The sequence below is a fragment of the Actinoallomurus sp. CA-150999 genome (assembly GCF_050942425.1).
GTDB lineage: Bacteria > Actinomycetota > Actinomycetes > Streptosporangiales > Streptosporangiaceae > Actinoallomurus.
In genome coordinates this window covers 5,990,579-6,008,149 of record NZ_CP192063.1, presented here as the reverse complement: position 1 = coordinate 6,008,149, position 17,571 = coordinate 5,990,579, and the positions used below count along the sequence as shown (strand labels likewise).

Genomic DNA, 17,571 nt, shown 5'->3' with positions numbered 1-17,571 from the left:
CGGGCGTCCGCCGCCCATGGGCCGGGCTCAGGCGACGCGCAGAAGGCCGGCCCACAGGGCCGGCCTTCTCATCGCAGGGGAGCCGTCGACCGCTCAATCACCAACCGGTTCGAACAGGCCGGGCTCGGCGCTGGCGTGCGCGGTGAGCTCCCGCACCCGCTCCCAGAAGCCCGCACCCTCCATCGCCTTGCGGTGGGCGCCGGCGTCCGACCAGCGCGCGATCTCGATGTAGGTGTCGCCGCCGTCCGTGGACCGGAACAGCTCGTGACCGAGGTACCCCGGCTGGCTCTTCATGTAGGCGGTGATCCCCGACAGGATCTCCTCGAACTTCTCCCGGTCGCCGGTCACCTTCAGCCGATTGATCACCGTTGCCATGCTTCCTCCTCCTGTGTCCGCGGCGCTCCGGCCGCAGGTTCCTCAGATTCATCACGCGAACGCCACCAGCCGAAGGCCGGCGTGCGATCCAACGCGCCGAGGCCCTCGCCTCGCGCGGCCACATGACCGTCGGGGCGGATCAGCAGCCAGCCCTCCCCGGAGACGCCCAGACCACGGCGCAGCCGCCCCTCCGGGTCCGGCAGGTCCTCATCCACGACCCGCACCGACAACCACTCCGACTCCGCCGGACGCGCCACCGGCCCGTCCCCGAAGACCAGCAGCGTCCAGCGCGGATCACGCAGCTCCGTGACCAGCGCCTCCCACCCGGGGGAGCGGGCGACCTCCTCACCGGTCACCCGCGCGACCCGCTGCCCCGGACGCGGCTCAGGACCCACCGCCCCACCCGGGCCCGGCAACGTCAGGGGACCGTCCTCGTACGCCAGCGAAAGCCCCGACATCGCCGCCATGATCTTGCGTTCGATCCGGCGGCGCAGCGGCGGCGCGTTGCGCACCACCGCGAACACCGCCGGCAGCACCGCAGCGGACAGCACGCTCTTCAACGCCACCAGCGCGGTCGCGGTACGCGTCGAGCGCAGGAGCGTCGCACCGACCGGCACACGCTCGGCCGAGTAACTCTCGAGCAGCTCCCGGCCGGCCTGCCCCCGCTCCACCATCGCCAGCTTCCAGGCGAGGTTGAACGCGTCCTGGACACCGGTGTTCATGCCCTGACCCGACGCCGGACTGTGCACGTGCGCCGCGTCCCCGGCGACGAAGCACCGGCCCACGCCCATCCGCTCGATCATCCGCTGCTGAATCGTGAACACCGACACCCACAGCGGCTCGTGCACCCGGACCGGCACCCCGAACCCCTTCGCGAGCTTGCGGGAGAACCGCGCGGCGACCTCACGGGCGTCACCGGAGTACCCCACGTCCACGGTGTCCAGCAGCCGCCACTTGCCCGTCGCCGGGAGCGGCACGGCCATCACCGTCCCGCGCTCCACCTGGACCCAGTGAATGCTGTCCTGGGGAACGTCCATGTCGACCATCGCGTCCGCGATCAGCCACGTCTCGCTGGAATCGCCCAGCAGCCGCAGCCCGAGCCGCTTGCGCACCAGGCTGTGCCCGCCGTCGCAGCCGACCAGCCAGGGCACGCGAACCCGCTCGGCACGGCCGCCGGAGTCCTCCAGCGCGGCGGTGACACCGTCGGCGTCCTGCTCGAACCCGGTCAGCCGCACACCCCACTCGACCCGCACACCGAGCCGGGCCAGGGCACCGCGCAGCACCTCTTCGGTGGTGGCCTGCTCCACCAGCAGCGTCATCGGATACCGGGTCGGCAGCGCACCATAGTCCGCGCCCATCCGGACCAGCCGGTGCCCGCGCCGGTGCATGCTGAACGCCCGCATGCGACGGCCACGCTCCAGCAGCTCGTCAACGACGCCCATCTGGTCATAGATCTCCAGCGACCGGGCGTGCGTCGCCACCGCCCGGCTCGTCGCGCTCGGACCGGCCGCCGCGTCCACGACGCGCACACCGACCCCGTGCCGCGTCAGCTCATGCGCCAGGGTCAGCCCGACCGGGCCGGCCCCCACCACCAGCACCCGCGAATCACTGTTCATCGCCTCAGCATCGGCGGGGCGGCTCAAGGCGACCTCGCAGGCCCTTCGAAGCCGACGCGAGCGCCCCGCCGTACAACGAAACCCCGACCCGAGGAGCGAACCGCATGCCCGAACCACCGTCCCCGACACCACTCGACGCGCTGCCCCGTACCGCCGCCCGCACCGCCCCGGACCGCACCGCGATCCGCGCCGGCGACCGCAGCCTCACCTTCGCCGAACTGGACGAGGCCGTCACCCGCTGCGCCGCGGCGCTACACGACCTGCTCGGCCCGCCCGGCGCGGTCGTCGCACTCGTCTCCACCCTCGACCCGGACTTCGCCATCGCCTACTACGGCATCGTCCGCGCCGGCCACGTCGTCGCCGTCGTCAACCCCCTGCTGCGCGCCGAGACCCTGCAGCACGTCCTGGCGCTGTCGGGCGCCCGCGCCGTGCTGGCCCCACCGCACCTGCACGACCGGATGCCGCCCCTGGACCTGCTGCTGCCCACCGGCTCCGCCGAACTGCGCCGCGCCCCCCACGCGCCTGGCCACGAACCGGGCCTCGACGACGTCGCCTGCCTGCAGTTCACCAGCGGCACCACGGGACCGCCCAAGGGAGTGCGGCTGTCCCACCGCAACCTCACCGTCAACGCCGCGCAGATCGCCGGCGCCCACGGCCTCGGCCCCGGCGCGGTGACGCTCAACCACCTGCCCAACTACCACCCGATGCACCTGAACTCCGCGCTGGCCGCGGCCGCCACCCAGGTGCTGTGCGCCGCACCCGACCCGGCGTCGGCGGTCGCCATGGCCAACCGGTACCACGCGACCCACTACTACAGCCTCCCCGTACGGCTCTCCAAGCTCGCCCAGGACCCCGGCGACCTGGCCTTCGACACGGTCACCGCGGTCTTCTCCGGCGGATCGGCGCTGCCCGTCCCGGCCGCGACGGCCCTGTCACGCCACTTCGGCGTCCCCGTCGTCCAGGGATACGGCCTCGCCGAGACGTCCCCGCTCACCCACAGCGACCCGCCGCAGCGGCCCAAACCCGGCTCGGTCGGGCCGGCGGTCCCCGGCACCGAGTGCCGCATCGTCGACGTCGACAGCCGCGAGGCCCTGGCAGCGGGGGAGAAGGGGGAGATCCAGCTGCGCGGCCCGCAGCTGATGCTCGGCTACCTCGGCGGCGACACCGGCGTCGACGAAGACGGCTGGTTCTCCACCGGCGACCTCGGCCGGGTCGACCCCGACGGTCACCTGTTCCTCGTCGACCGGCTCAAGGACACCTTCAAATGCGACAACTGGCTCGTCTCACCCGCCGAGATCGAACGGGTCGCCGCACGCCACCCCGCCGTACGCGACTGCGTCGTCTTCGACCACCCGCATGAGCACAGCGGCGCGGTCGCCCACGCCCTCGTCGTCCTGGCCGACCCTGCAGCCGACGCCGCCGACATCGCGGCGTTCGTCAACGACCGCGTTCCCTACTACGAGCGGATCCACCGCATCACCGCGGTACCGGCCATACCCCGCTCACCGAGCGGCAAGGTCGTACGCCGCGACCTGCGGGCATGACCACGGCACGCCGCCCACCGGACCGGTGGGCGGCGGGCCGCGGGCTCGAGCGGGTCAGTCCTCCAGCAGCGCGACCGCACGCGTCCAGCCCGCCCCCGCTCCGGCGATCTTCACCGGGAAACAGCTCACCGTGAAACCCACCGACGGCAGCGAACCCAGGTTCGCCAGCCGCTCGATCTGGCAGAACTCACGCTCCCTGCCCACGAAATGCGCCGGCCACAGCACCGACCGGTCACCCGTCTCCTGATACCGCCCGATCATGTCGGTGAACGGCGCGTCCAGGCTGAACGCGTCCGTGCCGATCACCCGGACGCCGTAGTCCAGCAGCAGATGCACGGCCGGGCCGTCCAGGCCCGTGAAGTCGGTGAAGAACCCCGGCGTGCCCGCCAGCTCGTCGGCCCCCGTATGCAGCAGCACGATGTCCAGCGGATCCGGCTCACGGCCCACCCGCGCCAGCTCCTTCTCCAGGTACGCCGCCCCCACCGCGCCCCGCCCCGCACCCGTCAGATCCAGCACCATCGCCGGCCGGTGAAACCACTCCAGCGGCATCTCATCGATGTTGCGCGGCACCCCGTACGACGCCTTCGACCCGTAATGCGACGGCGCGTCGATGTGCGTCCCCGTGTGCGACGTCAACGTGAGCGTGTCGATCGACAACAACTCCCCGTCCGGCAGGACACCCGGATCGAACTCGATCCCGAAATGCTCCCGCATCTCCGCACTCATGTGCCGGGCGCCCTCCGCCGGATCCGTCACCACATGGGAGACCGGCTCCGGCTCCCACGCGGACGCGTCCACCGGCGACGAAAGATCGATCAAACGCATGGCGTGCACTCCTCAGTTGCTGACGAACAGGTCGGACCGGACACTGATCGGACGAGGGCCGTAGGCGATCCGACGGAGGATCTTGTCGCCGATCGGCGTCCGATTGATCAACCCCGCCGCCTTCGGCCGCAGCCACGCCGCCGGGCCACGCCCCGCGAGCATCCCCTTGGCCTGCATCACCTGGAGCCGCATCACGGTGTCGATGTCGGCGCGACGCGCCCTCTCGTACTCCCGCAGCCCCGCCCGGCCGGCCGAGCCGACCAGCACCGGATGCAGCAGCGCCGCGTCCTGCAACGCCAGGTTGATGCCCTGCGCGCCCAGCGGACTGTGCGTATGCGCGCTGTCCCCGATCAGCACCAGCCCCTCACGGGTCCACTCCCGGGCGCTCCCGGCGAACACGTCCAGCAGGCTCAGCTGCCGCATGCCCGTCAGCTCCCGCTCGATCAGCCCCGCGTACGGCGGCACCGACCGCATGATCTCCCGCTTCACGTGCGCGAACCCCCGCGCCGCGATCTCGCGGTACCCCCGGTGCGGCAGCGTCCAGCCGATCTGCACGCTGTCCGGCCAGGACCGGTACACGATGACGGGGTTGCCGCCGTCCCGGAAGATCCGCACATCGGGCACTCCCGGCTCCGGGTCCGGATCGGGCAGCTTGCACCACAGCACGTCGAAGTCGAACACGTCGATCCGGTCACCCTCGATGCCGGCGAGCCGGCGCACCTTGGAGAACCGGCCGTCCGCGCCGATCACACACCCGGCCCGCACTTCGTGCTCACCCGCCCGCACGCCCCGCACCGCGCCGTTCTCCTGGACCAGCTCGGCCGCCTTCGCACCCCCGAGATACCGGAACCCGGCGTACGCGCGGCACTGGTCCAGCAGCTCCTCCAGCACATGCCGCTGCGGGATGCTCAGCAGATGGTCGTACGGCGCCGCCAGCCGCCGGTAGTCGATGTCGAGCAGCGACCGGCCCTTCTCCGCCAGCCGGAACCGCCCGTGCACATGACAGCCACGCCGCCTGGCCCCGGCCAGCACACCGAGCTGGTCGAGCAGCATCTGCCCGCCCGGCTGCAGGATCTCACCCCGGTACTCGCGGTTCATCGAGGCCGAACGCTCGACCACCACCACCCGCGCCCCGGAGCGTACGAGCATCAAGGCCAGCGCCAGCCCACCGGGACCGCCGCCGACGACGCAGAAGTCGGTATCGAAGGTCGTCATGACGTTCCCCCTCAGGGCCGCAGGGCCAGGCCGCCGTCGACCGTGATCACCTGGCCCTGGATCCAGGCGGCCTCGTCGGTGCAGAGCAGCGCGATCACGTCCGCCACGTCCTCCGGCCTGGTCAGCCGCCCGGCCGGAGTCCGGCGGGCGAGCATCCGGGCCGCCTCCGGCACCGTCGTCCCCGGCCCCTTGTCGAGCTTCGCGGTCGACACGGCGTTCGCGCTGATCCCCAGCGGAGCCAGCTCCACCGCCAGGTAACGCACCAGGCTCTCCAGCGCGGCCTTGGCCATCCCCAGACCCACGTGGCCCGGAACCACCCGCGTACCGCCGGCGCTCGACACCGCCACGACCCGCCCCGGCCCGCCGCCCATCACCTGCGGCAGCAGCGGCGCGACGTGCAGCAGCGGATCCACCACGACCGAACCGTCCCGGCGGATCCCGTCCAGATCCGGCGACGTCACCTGTGTCGGATGCAGCGACGACGCGTTGTGGACGAGGATGTCCAGCCGCCCGTGCCGGTCCGCCACCCGCTCGACCGCCGACCGCACCTGCCGTGCGTCCGACACGTCCGCCTTCACCGTGTGGGCCGATCCCTTCAGACCGCTCAGCGAGGCGACCGCGGCCTCCGCGTCGGCGTCCGACCGTGCGTACACCAGCGACACCTCGCAGCCCGCGGCGCACAGCCGGCGCGCCGTGGCCAGCCCCAGCCCGCGGGTCCCGCCGGTGACCAGCGCGATCCGCCCTTCCAACCCCAACGTCGTCATGCGCCGACTGTCCCGCCGCCCGCTTGAGCCCGCCTTGAGCCCCGGTCGTGCGGACCACGGGCGGCGAGGAACGCGCGCCCTACCGGCCGTGAAGCGCTTTCACGACCGGGGGAGAGGGGCTCAGTCGCGGGGGAGACCGCCGGCCGTGCCACCGGGCGACAGGATCGAGGCCGCGACCGCCTTGTTGACCGCGTCGATCCGCGAGTTGGCGCCGAGCTTGGTGTAGATGTTGCGCAGATGCCGCTTGACGGTGCCTTCCGCGATGTACAGCCGGGCGGCGATGCCGCTGTTGCTGAGCCCCTCGCCGACCAGCGCGAGCACGTCGATCTCCCGTTCGGACAGCGGACCGGCCGCGGGCTCGTCCGGGTACGCGAGGCTGCCCTGCGAGACGGACAGCACGACCCTCTCGTCGTTCGCCACGACCCCACGGATGGCCGACACCAGCTCCATCCGCGAGGTGCTCTTGAGCAGGTATCCACGGATACCGTGCGCCAGCAGACTCTGGATGAGCTGCGCGTTGTCGTGCATGCTCAGGATGATCACCCGCGAGTGCGGCGACACGTCATGAACCCGGCGCAGCCGCGAGTCGACGTCGTCGCCCGGCATCTCGACGTCCATCAAGATGACCTTCGGCTTGGTCCGGGCCGCGAGCGCCACGGCGGTGTCCCCGTCACCGGCCTCGCCGACGAACTCGAACCCATCCTCCTCCGCGAGCGTCTCGCGGAGGGCCTCACGCAGCAGTGTGTGATCGTCTACCAGCAGGATTGTTATTTCCGTAGCACCGTTACGCACCGCGCCCCCTGCCCCTTGCGCTTGTGGAATTCGACGCAGACTAAAACGTTCATCGTCAGGTGATCTTGACCTTTCCTTCAGGGTCTCGCACCTAGCGCTTTCCCTGTCCCCAAGGGAAAACCCCAGTTTGGACCGCTCCAGAGGCGTTCGGAAGGTCACCCGGATTGAGCCAATCGCATTATTAACACAGTAGTGAGCGAACGCAAGAGTTATCGGCTATGGCCGAACTGCACAAATCAAATCTTCAACTGAATCGAACGCGACACGCGACTTGTATACAGAGAGCGACCGCAATGACACTCGCAGTCTGACGCAATTTCAACGGACGGCCAATTCACCCGCCGCCGCGAGCCGCCGCACCGAGGCCGGCGGCACGCCTCGATCCGACCGGTGGGGGACGGCTCCGCCCGGTGGGGGACCGCCTCGTGCGCCTACCGGACGTGGCCCCCGGGCCCAGGCTCCTCCGGCCCCAGCAGCGGATGCGCGCGCATGGCCGCCTCCAGCTCCCCTGGCAGCTCGTCGCGGTACCGGCCCAGCGTCGACAGGTCCGAATGACCCAGCACCCGCCGCACCGCGTCCATGTCGGTCGCCGCGGCCAGCAGATGCGTCGCGGTCGTATGCCGCAGCCCGTGCGGAGTCACCGAACGCCGCCGATCCGGATCGACCCGCGCCAGCACCCGGTCGATCACCCCCTGGACGTCGCCGCGCGCCAGCCTCCGCCCCCGCCACGACAACAGCAGCGCCGGGGTCTCCGCCGCACGCGCGCGCCGCTGCGCCAGATACGCGTCGAGCACCTGCGCGACACCACGGGGGAGAGGCACGTCACGGGTGCGGCCGCCCTTGCCGAAGATCCGCCAGTAACGCACCCCGTCATTGGTGAAGAAATGGTCCACGTCCGCGCGGGTCAGCTCCGACACCCGAGGGCCCACCGTCGCCAGCAGCAGCACGATCAGCGCGTCGCGCAACTCGGTGCGCTGATCGGCGCGTTTACGCTCGTCCGGCTCGGCCGACGCCAGCACCCGCGCGGTGCCCAGCAGCCCCTCCGCCTGCTCACGGGTCAGGGCGCGACGCTCCGGACGCAGGCCACCCCGCTGCCGCGCCGTGACCGTCACCGCCCGCATCGGGTTCAGCTGCACCCATCCGGCCACCGCGGCGTGCCGGAAGAACGCCGACACCGACCGGCGGAACCGCGCCTGGGAGTAGCCGCTCTGCAGGGGAGCGGCCTCGCCGGCCGGCACCGGCGCCCTGCGCCGCCCGTCCGGCTTGCGGGCGAACCGCAGCAGCACCTCGTCGACGTCCTCACCGGTCAGATCGTCCAGCAGACGGTCCACGCCGGCCAGGACGGCGAACGTGTGCACGTCACGCGTGTAGATCTCCGCCGTGCTGGGCGCGAGCGCGCCGGTGACCGTCTTGGCCCGCACCATCTCCGCGTACCGGTCGGCGGCTTCTTCCACGGTGATCCGTTGAACCTCGGCAGGACGCACCCGCCGGACCCTACCGCCCCCCTCCGACAGAACCCGGGCCCGCCGCCGGGGAGGCACAGGGCCCGTAGAGAGCGGCACCGGTTCCGCCGGCCAGCGCCCAGTACCGGTCGCCATAGGACCAGTGCCACCATTCCGTCGGATAGTTCACCAGCCCCGCGGACGTCAGGGCCTCCGCCAGGATCTCCCGGTTCGCGCGCGCCTCATCACCGATGTTGCCCGCGGCGGTATAGCAGGCGCCCGCGCTCTCCTCGGGGTTCGCGTCGATCGGCGTGCCCAGGTCGAGTTCACGGCCGTCCGCGTCGGCGAGCGTGAGGTCGACGGCCGCCCCGGCGCTGTGCGGCGCGATCTCCGGCGGCGACACGAAACGGCTCGCGGCGGCGACGATCCGTTCATCGGGCCAGCCGGGATTCTCGGCCCGCAGCTCATCGGCGTATCCCTCGAAATAGCGCCGTTGCAGCGCCAGCGGCCGGTATCCCTCGACGAGCAGCAGCCGGACGCCCTCGGGCAGCGACGCCTGGGCCTTGACCAGCCGCTCGAGGACACCCTCCCGTACGAAATAGGCCGCCGGCTCGTCCTCCGGGCGCACGGCGGTCAGCAGCGAGGAGGCACGACGGACGTCCACGAGGCCCTCACCGCACTCGCGCACCGGCACGGCGGCGACCCTCGCATCCGACATCAAGATGATCTCGCTCATGAACCGATCATTTCAGCGGTCGGGACTGCGGCGTTCCGCAGGACGTCCCGTGCCGAGGCCGTCGACCCCGACAGTCTCAAAGTGGGGCAAACAGGATAAACCAGACAGAATCCAGCTTCTGTCGGGTATAGATCATCTTCTTGTGGGCCCGGGCCGGTACGGGGAAGGACGCGAGGAGACTCCGGTCGCGCGGCGGCGGCCCGGGCTGTTCCGTGGCTGGGCGCACGCGCGGAGGCTGCGGGCTGACCTGACGCCGTCCAAGCCGCCGCCGGGCCGGCCGTCTCGGAACCATTCCGGCGTCAGTGCGATCCCGAGGCTTTGCCGGGCTGGTTCCGCCGGCGACGGCCCTGCGGCTCGCCGCCGGCCGAGCAAACCGTTCCCGCCGGCCCGTCGCGTGGGTCGTACACGGGCAGTGTGTGAAGTGTGCGGCGGCGATGTTCGAGCCGCTCCTGACCCCTCTCCGCGAGCCTCTCCGTGATGCTCGATAATGGACATTATGTCAAGTAGAGGGTCTGGCAACGCAGCATCAGGCCCTGTCCCTCGCTCGCCCGGCCGGCTCCGTTCGGCGGCGGCTGAACGTGAGCGGTGGAAACAGATGCGACGGTGACACGAGGTGGCGGGCCAGGGCGAGTGCGGTGAGCGCGGCGACGAGTACGCACACTCCTGGCCAGCCGGCGTGCCCGTAGGCGCGGGTTCCGAGCCATGAGCCCGCGCTGCCGCCCAGGTAGGCGCAGGTCATGTAGGCGGTGTTGAGCCGGCTGCGGGCGTCGGGACGCAGCGCGAAGATGCGGGCCTGGTTGGCGACCATGCCGGACTGCATGGCGACGTCCAGGAGCAGCGTGCCGGTGGTCAGGGCGGTCAGGCCCGCTGCTCCCCCGCAGGCGCCGGCGGTCAGGACGGCGGCCGCGGCGAGGACACCGAGCAGGCAGACGAGGTTCACCGGGTCGGGGCCCCGGCGGTCCACCAGGCGGCCGGCGAGCGGAGCGCAGAGCATGGTCGCTCCCCCGACCAGGGCGAGCAAGCCGGCAGCCTGGGCGTCCAGGCCGTAGGACGGGCCGGTGAGCAGGAGCGCCAGGCAGGTCCAGACGGCGGAGAATCCGGCGAAGACACACGCCTGGTAGAGGCAGGAGCGGCGCAGGTCGGGTTCGGTGCGCAGCAGGCGGAGCGGCTCGGCGAGGAGTGCCGGGTACGGGCGGCGTGCGGGCGGGGCGGTCATCGGGAGGGTGCGGGCCAGGACGGTCGCGAGGAGCAGTGTCAGGACCGCGGCCACCAGGTAGGGGGCGCGCCAGCCCAGCCGTTCGCCGAGCGTTCCGCTGAAGGTGCGGGCCAGCAGCATTCCGCCGATCGATCCGCTGAGCAGGGTGCCGGTCACCGCTCCGCGGCGGTCGGCGGGCGCGAGACCGGCGGCGAGCGGGGCGATGATCGGTGCGGCGACGGTGGTGACGCCGGTGAGGGCGCTGGCGGCGATCAGGGCCGGCAGGGTGGGTGCGCAGCCGGCGGCGAGCAGGCTCAGGCCGGTGAGGGCGAGCAGGGTGGCGAGGAAGGGCCGGGGCGGGAGCCGGTCGCCGAGCGGGACGAGCAGGAAGATCCCGGCCGTGTATCCGGCCTGGACGGCGGTCACCGCCAGGGCGGCCGCGTCGGGCGGCACGTGCAGTCCGGCGGCGATCAGGGGGCTGATCGACTGCGGGAAGTAGACGGTGCCGACGGCGACGCCGCAGGTGACGGCCAGGGTCAGGACCATGCGGCGGCCGATCGCGCTCCCCCGGCCGGCGGATGACGGTTCCGTGGGCGGCTCCGCGTGGGGTGCGGGTCGCTTGTGGGCTGCGGGTGTCATGGACCCGAGTCCACGGCAGCGGTGCCGGGCCGTCGATGGATGTAGCGTGTGGCTTAATGATCCGGTTTGTGCTCGGTGTCGAGGATCTCGCCGACACGCGTTTCGCCCTCTCCCCCGTGGCCGAGATGGTGTTGAGCCTGCGGGTGCTGCGGGATCCGGGCCTGTCGGCGTTGCATCTGCCGTGGCGCAGGTCCGTCCTCGGGGGGCTCGGCGCGTTGGACGCCGGTCTGCTGATGTCCCTGGTCGGGGACCGGCTCGCCCTTCCGGACTTCCTGACCCCGCGGCCCGCGGGGTTCGCGCGGGCCTTCGAGGAGGAACTGGCCGTCGTCCGCCGGACCGCCCCGGGCGTGGTGCGGCGTGATCTGCTGGCGGCGCACGCGCCCGGCCCGCTCCCCCGGGTCCTGCGGGACGCGGCCGCCGGCGATGATGAGGCCGTCGTCGGGCTGCGGGATGCGATCTGTGATCTGTTGCGGCGGTACTGGGGTCTGGCGATCGAACCGGCGTGGCCGCGGATGCGCCTGCTGCTGGAGGCCGACATGACCTACCGTGCCCGGCAGCTGGCCCTGGGCGGTGCCCGCCTGCTGTTCGCGGACATGCATCCGAACCTGCGGTGGCACGACGGGGTGCTGCACATCGACAAGATGATGGGCGCGCACCGCGTCGAGGCGTCGGGGCGGGGGCTGCTGCTGGTGCCGTCGGTGTTCGCGCACAAGCCCGCTCCCCCGGTCGGCCCGGATGAGCCGCCGATGCTGGTGTATCCCAGCCGCGGCGTGGCGACGTTGTGGGCTCCGGTGCCGGCGGCCGGGGCGTCCGCTCTGGTCTCGCTGATCGGCGCGCCGCGGGCCAGGCTGCTGGGGCTGCTGGAGGAGCCGCTGGCCACCGGTGAGCTCGCCCGCCGTGTGGGGGTGACGCCCAGCGCGGTGTCGCAGCATCTGCGTGTGCTGTTCGCGGCGGGGCTGGTCACCCGGGCGCGGAACGGGCGGCAGGTCCTATATCGGCGGAGCGGTCTGGGTGACCGGCTGGCCGGCCCACCCGCATGGAGGGGCTGCTCGTCTCTCTAGTGGCGCTGAGGCCTCCGAGAGCGGCCAGTTGGATCACCACCGCATGTCTGCGGCGATTCCCGACGTCAAGGAGACGGCGTAATGATCGAGGAACAGCCGGGCGATCAGGTCGCCGCGTGAACCGGTCCCGGATTTGGCGAAGATCGACTTCAGGTGGTCCTGAGTCCGGCTCATGTATCCGCCCGGGCAGGCCGGGCCGCACAGAGGGAGCCTCTAAGCCATGATCACCGTCGAATACTGAAAGGACCGGGAACGTGAGTAAGACCGTGCTGTACATGTCGATGTCGGTGGACGGGTTCATGGCCGGGCCGAACGCGGCGCCGGGCAACGGGCTCGGTGACAAAGGGCAGCGGCTGCATGAGTGGTTTCTGCCGGATGCCGACGCCGAGCACAGAACAGGCAGCCACCTGGCGGGCGTGAACCGTGAAGTGATGGACGAGGCCATGGCGACCGGGGCGGTCGTCGTCGGCCGGCGGACGTTCGAGTTCGCCGACGGCTGGGGCGGCGACCACCACGATGGCGTGCCGATCTTCGTCCTGAGCCGCCGTCAGCCCGATCCCAAGCCGCAATGGCCCGGCGTCACCTACGTAAGCGACGTCACGGCCGCGGTGAGCATGGCCAAGGACGCGGCCGGCGACAAGGACGTACTGGTCCACGGGGCCCGCACCGCCCGGCTGGCACTCGCCGCGGGCGTCCTCGACGTACTGCAGATTCACCTGATCCCGGTCCTACTCGGACAGGGTGAACCGCTCTTCGAGGACATGCCACCCGACCACATCGAGCTCGCACTGCTCCGTGCCGTGGACGGGCCCGGCGTGGCGCACCTGCGCTACCGCGTGAGAACGGCGGGCTGAGGCGATGGCACTCATCCGGCTGTACATGACCATATCCCTGGACGGTTACGTCACCGGGCCGCAGGACAGCCTGGACACCCCGATGGGCATCGGCGGGTTCCGCCTTTTCAACTGGCTCGACCGGCGCAACGACCCGGGACCCAGCGGACAGGTCTACGCCGAGGCGCTGGCCACCCGCGCCGTCATCTCCGGCCGCCGCACCTACGAACACGCCGACCGCTGGCAGGGCGACCACCACGGCGGCGTGCCGATCTTCGTCCTGACCCACAACGTCCCGGACGACCCGCCACCGGGCAGCGTCCGCTACGTCACCGACGTACACACGTGCGCCGCACAGGCCCGCGCCGCGGCCGGAGAGGGCGACGTGATGGTGCACGGCGCCGGAGCGGCGCAGGCGCTGCTGCGGGCCGGGCAGCTCGACGAACTGGAACTGCACGTCGTACCGGTCCTGCTCGGGCAGGGACGAAGGCTGTTCGACAACCTGCCCGCCGAGCACATCGAGCTCGACGCGGTCCGCCGGTTGACCACGCCGCAGGTCGAGGATCTCGCGCAGCACGTCACGCACATGCGCTACCGCATCCGCCGTCCGTGACCCGGAGCTTGCTGATGGTCGCCGGACCTGAAGGAACTGCGCGCCGGCGCCGGTTCTCGGCAGCTCGAAGGCCCTACGGCGTAGGCGAGCCCCAGCAAGATCAATCTCACCGGGATTTCCCGCGCCCCAACTGCTCACGCCCGTGACCGCCGGGTGTCGCGCGCCCGGGGCGTACGTTCGTGGCGCTGTCCGGGGACGACGGCGTCCCTTGCCTGGACTTATCCGCCCGCGTAGGTGTGTTCTGTGGGGGAATGACGGGATCGGTGCCGGGGCTGAAAGGGCCGTTGGCGCCTGATTTCAGGGCCGAGGCGTCCTGTCCCTGCGGGGGCGTGGTGTTCAGGGCGTCGTACGGCCAGGGGGAAGCGAGGCGTTCATGACCATCCGTGTGTTCTTGGTGGATGACCATGAGGTCGTCCGGCGTGGGGTGGCGGCCTTGCTGTCGTCGGAGTCGGACATCGAGATCGTGGGTGAGGCCGGCAGCGCGGAGCAGGCGCTGGCGCGCATTCCGGCGGCGCGCCCGGACGTGGCCGTGCTGGACGTGCGGCTGCCCGACGGGAACGGTGTCAGCGTGTGCCGGGACGTCCGTTCGCGCATGTCGGAGGTGGCGTGCCTGATGCTGACGTCCTTCTCCGACGAGGAGGCGCTGTTCGACGCGGTCATGGCCGGTGCGGCGGGGTATGTGCTCAAGCAGATCCACGGGTCCGATCTGGTCAGCGCGGTGCGTACCGTGGCGTCCGGGCAGTCGCTGCTCGACCCGCGCAGCACGGCGCAGATGCTGCAGCGGCTGCGGGAGCGCCAGACCCGCAAGGATCCCCTGGCGGCCCTGTCGAGTCAGGAACGTCAGATCCTCGAGCTGATCGGTGAGGGGTTGACGAACCGGCAGATCGGCGAGCGCCTGTTCCTGGCCGAGAAGACGGTGAAGAACTACGTCTCGAACCTCTTCGCCAAGCTCGACATGCGCCGCCGTACGCAGGCGGCCGCGTTCGTGGCCCAGTTGAAGGCGGCCGAGGGTCACGAGTCCCGTGACGAGTGAGGTCACTGGAGCTCCGGAGGGCCGGCGGGGCGCCCGTCACGGCGAAGCCGGGTGCGCCGGTGAGGCCGTGGTGCAGTGGTCGATGAGCCGCATCCGGGTGTTCTGCAGGCGGTCGAGCATGATCGCGGTGAAGCGGCGGGTGAGCTCGAAGCCGAGGGCCGGGTCGGTCACGCACAGGGCGCGTACGGTGCGGCCGTCCAGGACGATCGCGCGGACGGGTTCGGCGGCGATGGCGCCGAAGCGCCACACGTACGGCGGGAACAGCCAGGACCAGCCCAGCACGGTGCCGCGGCCGAGCGTTTCGACGACGACGGTGCCGCGCCCGGGCACGCGCAGGTCCAGGGTGACGCAGCCGGCCTGGATGAGCCAGAACCGGTCGGCGCGCCCGCCCTCTTCGAAGAAGCGGTGCCCGGCCGGCACGTCGGTGTAGTGGGCGGTCCGGGCGAGTAGGTCGACGTGCCGTGCGGGCATGCCCCGGAAGAACTCGTGGGCCGTCAGGGCCGTTCCCGGCAACGTCGTCATGTCCGTTCATCCTCTCGCCGATGTCCGGTGGTCGGTGGCGTGCCCGCCGTGTCCGCGCCGGCGGGTCGCCGTCGGCGCTCTTCCAGGGTCCGTGGCGGCGGTGCGGGTGCAGAAGGGCCGAAGGTCCCACCGGCCGGGGTCGCTCGGCTCTCTCCCGGGCCGGGGTGCGGCGGCGATCGTGGATAGCGACATGAGGAGGTCGTCATGCTTGTTGTCCCGGGACCCCGGTATGTGATCACGGGGTTCGATGGATCCCCCAACTCCGTCGCGGCGCTGCGCCGGGCGGCGGAGGAGGCGCGGCGTCGTCACGCTCGCCTGGACGTCGTACAGGTCGTTCCGGCCTCGGAGGGGTTGTGGCGGTGGGGGCGCGCGTGGTTGCGGCTGCGTGATGAGGTGGCCCGGCTCCTGCCGCGCTCGCAGCAGGTCACGACGCGGTTGCGGGTCGCGCGCGGAGAGCCCGGTGTGGAGCTGACCCGGCTCGCCGCGCGGGCCGAGGCGCTTGTGGTCGGCGCGCGGCTGAACTCCCACAACGGCGACCCGTTCGGCGGTGACACGGTCCCGACGGTCCTGATCGCGTCGCCGTGTGAGGTCATCGTGTGTGAGGGCGATTCGCGGCATGACGCCTGAGCCGCTCCGTGGCGCCCTGACCGCCGTCACGGGGCGGGTTTGGGGTGGATCGAGACGGGCGGCGGGAAACCGGCCGCGGGGCGCGACCGGTAGCCCTTCCCTCCCCCGGGCCCGTATCGGCCTCGTCGCGCCGCCTTGGTCCGGCCGCTATGGGCCGGACCGGCGACACGGCGATCGGGCATGGCCCGGCCTGCTCCTCAGGAGGCGCTGTCTCCGGGGCGGCGGCAGACGCAGAACGGGTGACCGGCCGGGTCGAGCAGGACCCGCCAGCGGTCGCCGCCCGGCTGGAACTCCGGCCGGACGGCCCCGAGCTTCACACAGCGCGCCTCGGCCTCGTCCAGGTCGTCGGCGTACAGGTCGAGGTGGTATCGCTTCGAAGAGTCCGTGTCCGGCCAGTTCGGCGGCCGGTAGCCCTCCACCCGCCCGAAACCGACGTTGGTCACGCCGTCGCCGATCATGGCGTACGCGTCCTCGCTGTGGGTGATCGGCAGGTCGAGGACCTGGTGGTAGAACTCGGCGAGCGCCCGAGGGTCGGCGCAGTCGAGGTTGACCATGGCAAGTGAAGCGATCGCGGTCATGGATGGCCGCCTTTCATTCGTCGGTGACGGATCCCATCATGCCGGTGGTACCTGACACCTTCTGGCAGTCTTTCCGGCGTCATATCTCCACGTCGATGAGCGCCCGGGCACCTCGCCGGATGGCGACCTGCCCGCCGGTGGCGGCCGCGGCCCACGCCTCGAAGGCCGTCAGCTCCGCCTCCGGAACCGGCACGTCGATCTCGACGCCGGGACCGTAACGGGTGCCCGCCGGCGGGTACGGCGAGGCGTGCAGGTCGCGTTGGAGCCGGCCCGCGCGTTCATGCCCGACGGAGACGGTGACGGTGACGACGGGCCGGCGCTCGACCACTCCCACGGCGTCGATCGTCTCGGCGACCGCCTGGCCGTAGGCGCGGACCAGGCCGCCGGCGCCGAGCTTGATCCCGCCGAAGTACCGGGTCACGACGGCGGTGACACCGGTCAGGCCGCGGCGGCCCAGGACCTCCAGCATCGGCAGGCCGGCGGTGCCGGCCGGTTCCCCGTCGTCGCTGTTGCGGGTGATTTCCCCGTGCTCGCCCAGGACGTAGGCGGTGCAGTTGTGGGTGGCGTCGCGGTGGGCGCGGCGGCGCTCGGCGATGAACGCCTGCGCCTCCTCTTCCGTCGCCACGCGGGCCAGGGCGCAGATGAACCGGGACCGGCGGATCTGCAGCTCATGGACTCCGGAGTGCTTGATGGTGCGCATGTCGCCTCCCACCGTAGAGGGCGGCGGGGGCGTCGGCCGTCACGGAAGTGACGTGGTCATGTTCGATGACGGCCGGTGTCGTGCCGTTCCGGTTCGCGTTTCCCTCTTCCCGGCGGCCGCGTCGTGTCCCGCGCGTCGCCTGAATTCGGGTTGGGCATAGTGGGAAACACCGGTCGAGGCGGCCGAGATGGTCACGCCCGCGGGCGGGCGAGCACAGGGGGCGCGGCTGATGGAATCGTTCGACGTCCCGGACGGGAGCATGCCGCCGATCCCGGTGGCGGCCGGTTCCGGCGAGCCGGCCCGGCTCGCCGCCGTCCGCCGCTACCTGATCCCCGACGCCGTACCGGAGGACGCCGCGCCGGACGGGGCGCTGGAGCGGTCGCTGCTGCCGCCGGCCCTGCCGAAGCTGCCGTTCTGTGAGATCGCCGCGCACTAGCTGGCCGCGCCTGCCCTGATGGACC

General features: G+C 71.7%; 20 protein-coding genes. 7 read left to right on the top strand and 13 right to left on the bottom strand.

What is annotated here, in order from left to right; genetic code table 11:
• Positions 1 to 93: 93 nt before the first annotated feature.
• Entirely contained in the window at positions 94 to 375 is a 282-nt protein-coding gene (locus tag ACQP2O_RS27835) for an antibiotic biosynthesis monooxygenase family protein (protein WP_433170037.1), read from the bottom strand.
• The gene (locus ACQP2O_RS27830; RefSeq protein WP_433170036.1) at positions 363 to 1,991 is read right to left on the bottom strand and encodes an FAD-dependent monooxygenase; all 1,629 of its coding nucleotides are present in this window, start codon (positions 1,989 to 1,991) and stop codon (positions 363 to 365) included. Before ACQP2O_RS27830 ends, ACQP2O_RS27835 begins: the two co-directional genes overlap by 13 nt.
• Positions 1,992 to 2,095: 104 nt before the next feature.
• Between ACQP2O_RS27830 and ACQP2O_RS27825 the strand changes: the two genes are divergently transcribed.
• Positions 2,096 to 3,535, top strand: a complete 1,440-nt coding sequence (locus tag ACQP2O_RS27825; protein WP_433170035.1) for a class I adenylate-forming enzyme family protein — start codon at positions 2,096 to 2,098, stop codon at positions 3,533 to 3,535.
• 54 nt (positions 3,536 to 3,589) lie between these two features.
• Here ACQP2O_RS27825 and ACQP2O_RS27820 read toward each other — a convergent pair whose 3' ends face one another.
• From ACQP2O_RS27820 to ACQP2O_RS27790, 7 genes are all read right to left on the bottom strand, one after another.
• A complete protein-coding gene (locus ACQP2O_RS27820; protein WP_433170034.1) occupies positions 3,590 to 4,360 on the bottom strand; it encodes a cyclase family protein in 771 nt (256 codons plus the stop codon).
• A gap of 12 nt (positions 4,361 to 4,372) precedes the next feature.
• Positions 4,373 to 5,575 carry an FAD-dependent monooxygenase gene (locus ACQP2O_RS27815; RefSeq protein ID WP_433170033.1) on the bottom strand — a complete coding sequence of 401 codons (1,203 nt, stop codon included), beginning with the start codon at positions 5,573 to 5,575 and terminating at the stop codon, positions 4,373 to 4,375.
• An 11-nt stretch (positions 5,576 to 5,586) separates the two neighbouring features.
• Positions 5,587 to 6,339: an SDR family NAD(P)-dependent oxidoreductase gene (locus tag ACQP2O_RS27810; protein ID WP_433170032.1), complete on the bottom strand. Its 753-nt coding sequence runs from the start codon at positions 6,337 to 6,339 to the stop codon at positions 5,587 to 5,589.
• 120 nt (positions 6,340 to 6,459) lie between these two features.
• The gene (locus tag ACQP2O_RS27805) at positions 6,460 to 7,131 is read right to left on the bottom strand and encodes a response regulator (protein ID WP_433170031.1); all 672 of its coding nucleotides are present in this window, start codon (positions 7,129 to 7,131) and stop codon (positions 6,460 to 6,462) included.
• A 431-nt stretch (positions 7,132 to 7,562) separates the two neighbouring features.
• Positions 7,563 to 8,615, bottom strand: coding sequence for a tyrosine-type recombinase/integrase (locus tag ACQP2O_RS27800; protein ID WP_433170029.1), 1,053 nt, complete (start codon positions 8,613 to 8,615; stop codon positions 7,563 to 7,565).
• 10 nt (positions 8,616 to 8,625) lie between these two features.
• Entirely contained in the window at positions 8,626 to 9,309 is a 684-nt protein-coding gene (locus ACQP2O_RS27795) for a M15 family metallopeptidase (RefSeq protein WP_433170028.1), read from the bottom strand.
• 526 nt (positions 9,310 to 9,835) lie between these two features.
• Entirely contained in the window at positions 9,836 to 11,143 is a 1,308-nt protein-coding gene (locus tag ACQP2O_RS27790; RefSeq protein WP_433170027.1) for an MFS transporter, read from the bottom strand.
• A gap of 56 nt (positions 11,144 to 11,199) precedes the next feature.
• Here ACQP2O_RS27790 and ACQP2O_RS27785 point away from each other — a divergent pair, with 56 nt between their 5' ends.
• On the top strand, positions 11,200 to 12,204 hold the full coding sequence (locus ACQP2O_RS27785; protein ID WP_433170026.1) for an ArsR/SmtB family transcription factor: 1,005 nt from the start codon (positions 11,200 to 11,202) through the stop codon (positions 12,202 to 12,204).
• 33 nt (positions 12,205 to 12,237) lie between these two features.
• Here the strand turns inward: ACQP2O_RS27785 and ACQP2O_RS27780 are convergent, their stop codons facing one another.
• On the bottom strand, positions 12,238 to 12,378 hold the full coding sequence (locus ACQP2O_RS27780; RefSeq protein WP_433170025.1) for a hypothetical protein: 141 nt from the start codon (positions 12,376 to 12,378) through the stop codon (positions 12,238 to 12,240).
• An 80-nt stretch (positions 12,379 to 12,458) separates the two neighbouring features.
• Here ACQP2O_RS27780 and ACQP2O_RS27775 point away from each other — a divergent pair, with 80 nt between their 5' ends.
• From ACQP2O_RS27775 to ACQP2O_RS27765, 3 genes are all read left to right on the top strand, one after another.
• Complete coding sequence (locus ACQP2O_RS27775) at positions 12,459 to 13,058, top strand: dihydrofolate reductase family protein (protein WP_433170024.1); 600 nt, start codon at positions 12,459 to 12,461, stop codon at positions 13,056 to 13,058.
• A 25-nt stretch (positions 13,059 to 13,083) separates the two neighbouring features.
• Entirely contained in the window at positions 13,084 to 13,650 is a 567-nt protein-coding gene (locus tag ACQP2O_RS27770) for a dihydrofolate reductase family protein (protein WP_433170023.1), read from the top strand.
• A 373-nt stretch (positions 13,651 to 14,023) separates the two neighbouring features.
• Positions 14,024 to 14,683, top strand: coding sequence for a response regulator transcription factor (locus ACQP2O_RS27765; protein ID WP_360894184.1), 660 nt, complete (start codon positions 14,024 to 14,026; stop codon positions 14,681 to 14,683).
• A 36-nt stretch (positions 14,684 to 14,719) separates the two neighbouring features.
• On the opposite strand, the gene ACQP2O_RS27760 is transcribed toward ACQP2O_RS27765, so the two are convergent.
• Positions 14,720 to 15,205 (bottom strand): cyclic nucleotide-binding domain-containing protein, encoded by a 486-nt coding sequence (locus ACQP2O_RS27760; RefSeq protein ID WP_433170022.1) that lies wholly within the window; start codon positions 15,203 to 15,205, stop codon positions 14,720 to 14,722.
• Between the two features lie 204 nt (positions 15,206 to 15,409).
• On the opposite strand from ACQP2O_RS27760, the gene ACQP2O_RS27755 reads away from it, so the two are divergent.
• Complete coding sequence (locus ACQP2O_RS27755) at positions 15,410 to 15,832, top strand: universal stress protein (protein WP_433170021.1); 423 nt, start codon at positions 15,410 to 15,412, stop codon at positions 15,830 to 15,832.
• Between the two features lie 197 nt (positions 15,833 to 16,029).
• Here ACQP2O_RS27755 and ACQP2O_RS27750 read toward each other — a convergent pair whose 3' ends face one another.
• Both ACQP2O_RS27750 and ACQP2O_RS27745 read right to left on the bottom strand, forming a co-directional pair.
• Positions 16,030 to 16,410 (bottom strand): VOC family protein, encoded by a 381-nt coding sequence (locus tag ACQP2O_RS27750; protein ID WP_433170020.1) that lies wholly within the window; start codon positions 16,408 to 16,410, stop codon positions 16,030 to 16,032.
• Positions 16,411 to 16,489: 79 nt separating this feature from the next.
• Complete coding sequence (locus tag ACQP2O_RS27745; protein ID WP_433170019.1) at positions 16,490 to 17,110, bottom strand: YigZ family protein; 621 nt, start codon at positions 17,108 to 17,110, stop codon at positions 16,490 to 16,492.
• Between the two features lie 229 nt (positions 17,111 to 17,339).
• On the opposite strand from ACQP2O_RS27745, the gene ACQP2O_RS27740 reads away from it, so the two are divergent.
• Positions 17,340 to 17,546, top strand: a complete 207-nt coding sequence (locus ACQP2O_RS27740; protein WP_433170018.1) for a hypothetical protein — start codon at positions 17,340 to 17,342, stop codon at positions 17,544 to 17,546.
• Positions 17,547 to 17,571: the final 25 nt, after the last annotated feature.

What these genes read in the sequence shown, in the direction of transcription:
- ACQP2O_RS27835 (WP_433170037.1), bottom strand. Translation starts at nt 375, where the DNA reads ATGGCAACGGTGATCAATCGGCTGAAGGTGACCGGCGACCGGGAGAAG.
- ACQP2O_RS27760 (WP_433170022.1), bottom strand. Translation starts at nt 15,205, where the DNA reads ATGACGACGTTGCCGGGAACGGCCCTGACGGCCCACGAGTTCTTCCGG.
- ACQP2O_RS27790 (WP_433170027.1), bottom strand. Translation starts at nt 11,143, where the DNA reads ATGACACCCGCAGCCCACAAGCGACCCGCACCCCACGCGGAGCCGCCC.
- ACQP2O_RS27820 (WP_433170034.1), bottom strand. Translation starts at nt 4,360, where the DNA reads ATGCGTTTGATCGATCTTTCGTCGCCGGTGGACGCGTCCGCGTGGGAG.
- ACQP2O_RS27785 (WP_433170026.1), top strand. Translation starts at nt 11,200, where the DNA reads ATGATCCGGTTTGTGCTCGGTGTCGAGGATCTCGCCGACACGCGTTTC.
- ACQP2O_RS27830 (WP_433170036.1), bottom strand. Translation starts at nt 1,991, where the DNA reads ATGAACAGTGATTCGCGGGTGCTGGTGGTGGGGGCCGGCCCGGTCGGG.
- ACQP2O_RS27765 (WP_360894184.1), top strand. Translation starts at nt 14,024, where the DNA reads ATGACCATCCGTGTGTTCTTGGTGGATGACCATGAGGTCGTCCGGCGT.
- ACQP2O_RS27745 (WP_433170019.1), bottom strand. Translation starts at nt 17,110, where the DNA reads ATGCGCACCATCAAGCACTCCGGAGTCCATGAGCTGCAGATCCGCCGG.
- ACQP2O_RS27740 (WP_433170018.1), top strand. Translation starts at nt 17,340, where the DNA reads ATGGAATCGTTCGACGTCCCGGACGGGAGCATGCCGCCGATCCCGGTG.
- ACQP2O_RS27815 (WP_433170033.1), bottom strand. Translation starts at nt 5,575, where the DNA reads ATGACGACCTTCGATACCGACTTCTGCGTCGTCGGCGGCGGTCCCGGT.
- ACQP2O_RS27750 (WP_433170020.1), bottom strand. Translation starts at nt 16,410, where the DNA reads ATGACCGCGATCGCTTCACTTGCCATGGTCAACCTCGACTGCGCCGAC.
- ACQP2O_RS27780 (WP_433170025.1), bottom strand. Translation starts at nt 12,378, where the DNA reads ATGAGCCGGACTCAGGACCACCTGAAGTCGATCTTCGCCAAATCCGGG.
- ACQP2O_RS27770 (WP_433170023.1), top strand. Translation starts at nt 13,084, where the DNA reads ATGACCATATCCCTGGACGGTTACGTCACCGGGCCGCAGGACAGCCTG.
- ACQP2O_RS27825 (WP_433170035.1), top strand. Translation starts at nt 2,096, where the DNA reads ATGCCCGAACCACCGTCCCCGACACCACTCGACGCGCTGCCCCGTACC.
- ACQP2O_RS27755 (WP_433170021.1), top strand. Translation starts at nt 15,410, where the DNA reads ATGCTTGTTGTCCCGGGACCCCGGTATGTGATCACGGGGTTCGATGGA.
- ACQP2O_RS27795 (WP_433170028.1), bottom strand. Translation starts at nt 9,309, where the DNA reads ATGAGCGAGATCATCTTGATGTCGGATGCGAGGGTCGCCGCCGTGCCG.
- ACQP2O_RS27810 (WP_433170032.1), bottom strand. Translation starts at nt 6,339, where the DNA reads ATGACGACGTTGGGGTTGGAAGGGCGGATCGCGCTGGTCACCGGCGGG.